The organism is Stenotrophomonas sp. SORGH_AS_0282 (assembly GCF_030818125.1).
Classification (GTDB): Bacteria; Pseudomonadota; Gammaproteobacteria; order Xanthomonadales; family Xanthomonadaceae; genus Stenotrophomonas; species Stenotrophomonas rhizophila_A.
On sequence record NZ_JAUTAB010000001.1, the window covers coordinates 3,940,276 to 3,946,355 of the forward strand.

General features: G+C 54.4%; 6 protein-coding genes. All 6 read right to left on the minus strand.

Annotation, left to right across the window (positions count from 1 at the left end):
* Window positions 1-1,041: 1,041 nt before the first annotated feature.
* On the minus strand, window positions 1,042-1,578 hold the full coding sequence (locus tag QE395_RS17905; RefSeq protein ID WP_306990183.1) for an Imm42 family immunity protein: 537 nt from the start codon (window positions 1,576-1,578) through the stop codon (window positions 1,042-1,044).
* Window positions 1,579-2,160: 582 nt separating this feature from the next.
* Entirely contained in the window at window positions 2,161-2,610 is a 450-nt protein-coding gene (locus tag QE395_RS17910) for a hypothetical protein (RefSeq protein ID WP_306990185.1), read from the minus strand.
* A gap of 250 nt (window positions 2,611-2,860) precedes the next feature.
* Complete coding sequence (locus QE395_RS17915; protein ID WP_306990188.1) at window positions 2,861-3,283, minus strand: hypothetical protein; 423 nt, start codon at window positions 3,281-3,283, stop codon at window positions 2,861-2,863.
* Window positions 3,284-3,695: 412 nt separating this feature from the next.
* Window positions 3,696-4,091: a hypothetical protein gene (locus QE395_RS17920; protein ID WP_306990190.1), complete on the minus strand. Its 396-nt coding sequence runs from the start codon at window positions 4,089-4,091 to the stop codon at window positions 3,696-3,698.
* A gap of 181 nt (window positions 4,092-4,272) precedes the next feature.
* Window positions 4,273-4,695, minus strand: coding sequence for a hypothetical protein (locus tag QE395_RS17925; protein WP_306990192.1), 423 nt, complete (start codon window positions 4,693-4,695; stop codon window positions 4,273-4,275).
* Window positions 4,696-5,054: 359 nt separating this feature from the next.
* A complete protein-coding gene (locus QE395_RS17930; protein WP_306990194.1) occupies window positions 5,055-5,726 on the minus strand; it encodes a hypothetical protein in 672 nt (223 codons plus the stop codon).
* Window positions 5,727-6,080 lie beyond the last annotated feature (354 nt).

Here is a 6,080-nt window from a genome sequence, read left to right on the forward strand (position 1 = left end):
ATTACGCCGATGAGCGAGAAGAGGATGAGTCGCCTGGGTGCCCAGTCCACCCAGAATCTCGGATTGGACCATATTGCTTCCCAGGCGCCGCGCGCGAACCCACCCTCCAAGACCAGCCAGCCCACCAAAGCCCCGGCCGCGCCAAAAACAATGTACCTGGGGCGCCATCTGGGGAAAATGCCGTCGACCAGCAAGACAAGTGGACATCCCACGATCAAGCCAATGATGGCACCTATGATCAGGAAAATACCCAACACAGGCAGTGCACCATGCACAGACGTTCCGCTCGAGGACATGACAGGGATCAGAAAGAACATGCCACTGGCCACTGCAGTGCTCAGTGGCACTGCAAGCATCCTGGCAGGCAGATTCCAAGCACTCATTGACAAACCTCAACTTTCTTTCCATCCATTATGGACGGCCAGCACTTGGCGGGTGGTGCGCCCGGTATCCACGGCAGCTTGTAGGAGTTGACCTTAGAGCCGATGTTATCTGTATTCGGCCCCGTTTCATCGTGGATCCGCCATATGTGAACTTGCGGTGCGAGAGCATTGGCATAGTCGAGGATCCAGACATGTGCGTCGCATCGCTGGGAACGGTCACCACCGGTACCCATAAGCCCAAACGGCATTGCCGACTGCGAGAGCCAGAAACAGGCAGCCAACAGACAAGGCCGCGCCCGGTGACCGAAGAACTTCAATGCGGTCAACCAAACGCTTCCGCGCCTCACTCAGCGAGTCGCGCTTCAAGCCAGCCCAAAGCATGAACATGTAGACCGATAGCACTGCAAATACGATTGAGTGCAACCACGCTGGAAGAACCGTTCCATTCATTACTACAAATCTCCAAGATGGAAAATTGGCGCGTTCGCGATATCGGGCACATTGATCATTGAGCGGCCTGTGGGCGCGGAACTTTAGACGAGAGCTATCGCCTTTCGCTGCAAATCCGATCCTGGTCGACACCGGAGGCTGCGCCACGATCCGGGAAACCCAGAGGCGACTCCCCTCCCCGGACGGATCACGTAGTTTCTGAGGTCAGCTAAAGGCTTGAATTCTTGAAGGCCTCTTTCGCAAGACCAATAATTTCCGCGAGCTCTCTCACATCGATCCAAGCCTCGGATACATCCAACAAGCGATTACCACCAGCAAGGGAGTCCAGCACGACTTCCGCTGCGACCACCCTAACCTGATGGCCAACCTTCACTGCAAAGGCGAAGCAATTCTCATCCTCCAAATTGTTCGTCGAGGCTTGGTAGGTATAGTCAGTCTGGAAGTTATCGGGAATCTCATCTTCATCCATAAGGATGTAGGGAAGCATTCCATTCAGCAGAAAGCGGAATGTATCATCCGCACCAAGACTTGACACATCGGAATTCTCTGGCAGATCCACAAGAGCATTACCGGGCGACAAGCTACCAATGTCTGCCGAGAGCGCTGATACCCTCGCTCGTCGTGGGAATAGCCGTCCATCTACAACGAAGTGAAAAATGCCATTCCCCATGCCAGGCTTCTCGTTCCAGGATTGGACGCTCGCGGCGATGAGTGCGAAATTGTTTGGGTCGCCGAAGACAGTCATGTACGGTCAGTAATGCAGGCAAGAATGATCATCGGGAACTCGACGGTTGAAGATGATTAGGCGTTGGGAACTAAGACTTTATTAAAGACATGTTGTATAGGAACAGGGTAACGACAACGATCGCCAGGAAGACCTCCGGGAGCCTAGTCCATTTCCAGTGGCGCAAACGAGCGACGAGTACGCAGAGAAGGACTGGAAGAGACAGAAATGACACGACGACGGCAAGCCGGACCCAGTCCCCGTAAGGTCCCAAAAGAAGTTGAGGCATCAATCTCAAGCCCCTATTCCAATGGGAATAGGCAGAAAGTAGCTCGACCAGCGCACATAGCACCCAGAGGCAAAAGTACGCAAGGTGAATCAGGTTGTACTTCGCTCCTGCCATGATCACGCTCCTGACTCATGCAATCCATTCACCACGATCTAGACACAATTTTACTCCAGTCAATGATTGCAGGCGCCTGCACAGCCGGGGTCTCATGAGGCTTCAGAACATCCCCTGATCAGCGGTGGTGCCGTCCGCGGCACCACCTTGCCACCTGCCACGCTAGTCTCGAAATACTTACTGTCACTCGACCTCCCCTTCTACCTGTCCTTGGCCGCTGTCCGCTTACGTAGCAAGCTGGGCCAGATCAAAGAGTAAAGGATGCCCGCGAGCAGACCTATGACCGCAAACACTGCAAGTCGCCTGGGCGCCCGTTCAATCCAGAAGGTGCTGCTTGCCCAGATGTTGTTCCAAGCGTCACGCGCAAAGGCGCCCTCGACTATGAGCCAAGCGAGCACCGCACAGAACGCGCCCAACGCGACATGGCGGAACTTCGCGTGAGGTAGTACGGCATCAACAATGAGAATCGCTGGGAAGCCAACCACCACGCCGAAGATAGCTGCCACCATGCCTATGATCGAAGAAAAGTAGATCGTCTCAATTTCTGTCCCTGCATTGACGCTCAGTGGTAGGCCGATCAGGAGCAACCCGCAGATGCCGGCGCTGAGAGCAACCGCAAGAATCTTCGAAAGCGCAAGACGTTGGTTCACTGGCAGACCTCTATCGATTTTCCCAACGAATCGCGAACGATCAGTGCGCTTGGGTAAGCCTTCAAGCGAAACACGTGCCGCGGATCGGCCTTATCCTCGTCCATGGAAATTTTAGGAACGCTCGAATCCGGCCAACCAGGTCTGGCCTCGCCACATCGCCGTCCTCGAACCTGACGTACTCCGAGCGCGCGTCGTCGACACAGTCGAGCTGTGTCTCAACGATCATCAGGAAACACTTCTGAAGAGGCTCCTACTCAGGCCAAACAATCTCTTCGGCATTCATCCAGTGGAGTCTGCCGGGCATCTCTAGAGGCTTAACAAAGAAGTCCTCTACCGCATGCCATGCGGCCAGGGGTAACACCAATGAGCCAAGAGGAACGAACTGGTCGTCACCGACATCCACAATTGCGTTCATCTCATCCTTGCTTCCAATGGAGTAGTAGGCCTTCCTTGCCCTAGCAAGATCGTAGCGAACAGACATCCGACCATTCCCGTCATGCAGAACTACGAGGACTGCAAGTGAAAGTCCACCTTCTATGTAGCTAAAGACGCAGTCTCCGCCACCCCTGCTCCACTCTGCGGCGGAACAGTTCAGGAAGCTTTTCGCGTACTCGGAAAGCTCGGGGGACCGATCCACTTCACGACCAAGAAATATGCAATTGAATTCTGACATCTGCTTTACTCACTAGCGGGATGCATGCGGGAGTTCAACGTAATTGCATTGCCATCCTTCATAACGATGTGAAGCGCATCAACCTTCGTGTGGCTATATCTTTCAGAATTTAACCCCTGAATCCACCCTTCGATTGAGCTCGATTGCATCCTTACCACCCATTGTTACTGTTTGGCTCTGGAAGGTTTCCGTCACTAACCGAACAAAGCCCTTCTGCTTCAGCTCGGTGCTTGGGTCATCGATTCGACTGGAAGCGGCCATCCTTTCACGTAGCCCTGGTACGTCAGTGTCGGCAAGCTCCACGTTGCCGCCAGTTCGGGCGCTCTTTGGATGTTCTGCACAGGAAGTGGAAGGACAATCAGCTTTGGTCTGATGGGATCCACTTCGATGGTTGACTCATTGAGTCCGAGCATCACGCGCCCGAGATTGGGTAGAGAGGAACATCGTTGATCGGGACACCGTGAGCATCAAAGATGCGTTCTAGAGCGCACGAAAACTGATCGATACGCTCCTGCTCATCCAGAGTGAAAGACATCTTGATCGCGGACGAAATCTCGGCGCATTCCTCCAGAGCGTGCGCGTACGCGATTGCATCGCTCGCCGCTTCAAAATTTCGATCTGGGTATGTCTCTGGTTCGGCCAGGGCGTGCTGTCTAAGACCCTTAGCCAGCACCAACGTTGCCTGATGATTGAGCAAGCCATGTGTCGCTAGCAGCCTAACGAACTTGATAGTGCCGATGACGTAAGTTCCTACCCAGGCCTTAGCGGAATTCCAGCTACTGGTAATGTTCGCGCTTGGATCAGACATTGACAGTAGTTCGAGGTACGCCTGTTAGCTTAGATTTTCCATGCCGTCTCCGTAGGGAATGAGCTTGACCAAGCCAGACCTGACAGATCTGTACCTTGCAGTGCACTTCGCAGCGCCGCAAGTTCACCCATGCTGACCACGGCATTCGTTGGCCTGACCTTGACCGATCAAGTAGCCGAAGTTATGGGGAGCCGGCACCCTCGTGAAGTTTCAGCGACGCCGATTGGACGTTTCCAGTAGAGGCGAATTCATGAAAGCACCTTCTTACCGGCTCGATGTCATGTGTCGTCATGCATCGCTGATACAGGTCCCCAAGGATTTCAATCTCCCCTTCGCCCGCAGTTGGATTTGTGATGGTATCTACCTCGTGATCTCCGTCGTCGGTGTAGCGACTAAGCATAAGCATGAAGTTTCCGCTGTCTGCATATAGTGCCAGTTCGTAGACTCCGACCTCAGGCACGGGATCTTCACTCAGGCTAACAATTCCGCTCATTGCCGAAAATAGCTGCAGCGCAGCGTCAATCTCTTCATTGGAAGGATCATTCCGAACTGGCAGCTGCGTGCGCGCAGTATCCGAACTTACGTAGAATCCGGCTAGTTTCACGATTTCTTCTCTCTGATTGAGCGCATACCCTGGGTCCAAGAGTAGGTCTTTGGTAGACCGGTCTTGTTGTCAACCGCTCTGACACTAAGGGAATTCAAGCCAGCAGCCTGGGCCGCCGCAGCGATGTCGCCCTTACAGAATCCGCAGACGTCTTTTCCGGAGACAGAGATGCTCATGTCCGCACCGACCGCAAGCCCAGCATCATGCACCTTCTAGATAACAGCGATCTCTGCATGAGCCGTCGCCATGTTGCCATTGGGCAACACCTTGCCTGACCTCTCTGATCGAGCAGCGACGCGATCCGCTATCAGCGTTGGTATGCCGGCATTTCCTTGGTCAAATTCTCCCCCAGTCGGATTTTAGTGTACGAAGGTTCTTCCTCCAATGGTGGTCGTGGCAGTGACAGTTGGAACGACAATTCGGTCCGACAGACCGCCACCGTTCTGAGGCGGAAGGCCAAGAGCATTTGTTTGAGGCACCTCCAGCTCAGAGGGGGTGGCCGCCGGCGGCTTTCGAATGCCAAGTGACCCCGTTACAGGGGCAACTCCAGATTTCACCGTCGCGGCGTTCCCCAGTAGATTCGCCAGTCCCCCTACTGTCAAAGTGAGTGACCGACGACGCTCTTCACTCATGTCGGACGCACTTGCAGCAAGGTAAGCGGCGCTCGCGAGCGCACTGTTTATCTGAGCATCCTGGACCGCAAAGAAGCTGCGCCAAGCCATGTTGGTCGGAAGGTAGTCTTCTGACCGGAAGCTTTCCAAGCCTGACCTGAGCAGTCCTTCCATGTAGGTGCTCTCGTTGCTGGTCTTCTCTCTGTATATGTACCTTTCAAACCAGGTCAGGTTTGTATCCGAATATGCATGCTTGTCTACGCTGAGTCCTGCGTAGGGGAAGCCGATTACGGTGTCCGGACCCGTTCCAGATAGCTGTCCGGTCACCTGACCGCCGGGCGTCAAGCCTCCGCCGTTCTGGGCTACGTAGGTGCTGTAGTAGATATCCCAGTTTGCCTCGACCGGTGTCTCAACGATCATCAGGAAATACTTCTGATCAGTTTCCTGACCTTCGATGGCTACAGGCTAGAAGACAACGTTCTCATATGGCTGGTCGACCTCGGGCAAACCCCTCAATGCACTGAAGAGCCTCTGACTGACAAGCGGGGCACTCGCGTATCCAGCCAGTGAATAGTCGACCTCGTGCCCTGGGTGCGTGACCGAGAGGCTATGGCTACCGGGCTCCATGAAGTTGACCGGCGGTTCGATCAGGTGCCAATCGTTGATGACTCAGATCGCCCAGAACCCATCGGTCCATAATAGCTATGTCCGCCCGCATCAAATAGCGTTCCATGCGACTTCCCTGTCGGCAACTGTAGCCAATTCCTCGGCCTC

Coding starts and splice junctions, on each gene's coding strand:
- QE395_RS17930 (WP_306990194.1), bottom strand. CDS start 5,726: ATGATCGTTGAGACACCGGTCGAGGCAAACTGGGATATCTACTACAGC.
- QE395_RS17905 (WP_306990183.1), bottom strand. CDS start 1,578: ATGACTGTCTTCGGCGACCCAAACAATTTCGCACTCATCGCCGCGAGC.
- QE395_RS17915 (WP_306990188.1), bottom strand. CDS start 3,283: ATGTCAGAATTCAATTGCATATTTCTTGGTCGTGAAGTGGATCGGTCC.
- QE395_RS17920 (WP_306990190.1), bottom strand. CDS start 4,091: ATGTCTGATCCAAGCGCGAACATTACCAGTAGCTGGAATTCCGCTAAG.